Origin of the sequence: Streptomyces sp. NRRL B-24572 (assembly GCF_002156145.1) — a bacterium.
GTDB lineage: Bacteria > Actinomycetota > Actinomycetes > Streptomycetales > Streptomycetaceae > Streptomyces > Streptomyces vietnamensis.
On the sequence record NZ_MWIG01000995.1, the window covers coordinates 1 to 1,535 of the forward strand.

General features: G+C 73.9%; 1 protein-coding gene and 1 pseudogene. One reads left to right on the forward strand and one right to left on the reverse strand.

Going from position 1 to position 1,535, the window contains the following annotated elements; all coding sequences use genetic code 11:
* Window positions 1-630: pseudogene (locus tag CCN56_RS39305) on the forward strand (amidohydrolase); the annotation flags it as partial.
* On the opposite strand, the gene CCN56_RS39310 reads toward CCN56_RS39305, so the two are convergent.
* Window positions 530-1,535, reverse strand: a 1,006-nt coding sequence (locus CCN56_RS39310) for a LysR family transcriptional regulator (protein WP_256962419.1), incomplete at its 5' end; no start/stop codon positions are given. The pseudogene CCN56_RS39305 and the gene CCN56_RS39310 sit on opposite strands and share 101 nt — an antisense overlap.

Genomic DNA, 1,535 nt, shown 5'->3' on the forward strand with positions numbered 1-1,535 from the left:
CCGGCGGTCGGCGCGGTCCTCACCGGCATCGGCCAGCTGTACCGGCAGGTCTCGGCCTTCGACCCCGTCACGGTGACGATCGGTCACGTCGAGGACGTGGGCCGCTTCAACATCATCGGCGAGACGGTGACCCTGTGGGGTACGGTCCGCTGCGCCGTGGAGTCCGACATGGCCGAGGTCCAGCGGCGTCTGACGATGCTGGCCGAGCACTCGGCGGCGGCGTACGGGGCGACGGCCGGCGTGGAGTACCTGCAGTCCGTGCCGCCCGTGCACAACAGCGGGCCGTGGGTGGAGGCCGGGCTGCCGACCTTCCGCCGGGTGGTCGGCGGGGACCGCGTGGTGGAGACGGGTGCGACGCTCGGGTACGACGACGTCTCCGAGTTCATCGGCCGGTTCGGCGGCCTGTACGTGATGCTCGGCGTCCAGGACGCAACGCTGAACGCCTCGGGACGGCCCGTGCCGGTGGAGGGCGGACGCGGGCTCGTCACCAACCACAACCCGCGCTTCTACGCGGACGACGACACCCTCGTCACCGGTGTCCGTCTTCACGCGCAGGTGGCGTACGACCATCTGACGGGTGATCTGGTCGTTCCGCAGGGCACCCTTCGACCGCCGCCACGAAGGCCCTGAGCAGGGCGGAGTCGGCGGCGGTGGGCCACACGAGGCCGTACTCGAGGGGCGGGGTGCCGTGCAGGGGGACGTAGGCGATGCCGGGCCGGGGATGGTACCGGGCGCCGCGGGCCGCCCCCGGGGAGGCACCCCGGCCTGCGGTCACATGGGAGAGGACCTCCTGCCAGGTGTTGGCGGCCGGTCCGCGGCCGACGGGGGCGCCGGACGGGGTGCTGCGGGGGTAGTGGTGGTCGACCCAGTAGCGGGGGACGTCGCCGCCGGGGGCGATCAGATCGAGGCCCGCGAGGTCCTCCGGGCCGAGGGATGCGCGGTCGGCCAGGGGGTGGCCGACGGGCAGGAGCAGTACCCGCTCCTCGGTGACGAGGACGGGACCGGTGGTGAGGTCCGGCTCGCGCACGGGGAAGGCGGCGTACTGGACGTCGAGCGTGCCGTCCCGAAGGGGGCGGAATCCGCCGTCGAGGGGAACCTCGCGGACGGTGATCTCGCACCCCGGGTGGAGCGCGGTCAGGGCTTCGGCGGCGGCCGTGACCATCTCGCCGCCCCAGGGGCCGGCGAAGCCGACGCGCAGCCGGCCGTGGACGCCGCGCCCGGCGGCGGTGGCGCGTGCGAGGGCGGCGCGCATCTGCCGGTAGGCGGGCAGGAGGTCCTCGTACAGGGCGTGGCCGACGGGGGTGAGGCGGACGCTGCGGCTGGTGCGGGCGAAGAGCGGGGTGCCGACGCGGCGCTCCAGCTTCTTGACGGTCTGGCTGATCCGGCCGGTGGAGACGCCGAGGCGCTCGGCGGTGCGCCCGAAGTGGAGTTCCTCGGCGAGCGTGAGGAACGCTTCCAGCTCGTACCGTTCGAGCACCGGCCCCGCCCCCTTCTCGTCCGCCCATCGTTGAGTCCGACTCAACGATGGGCGGACG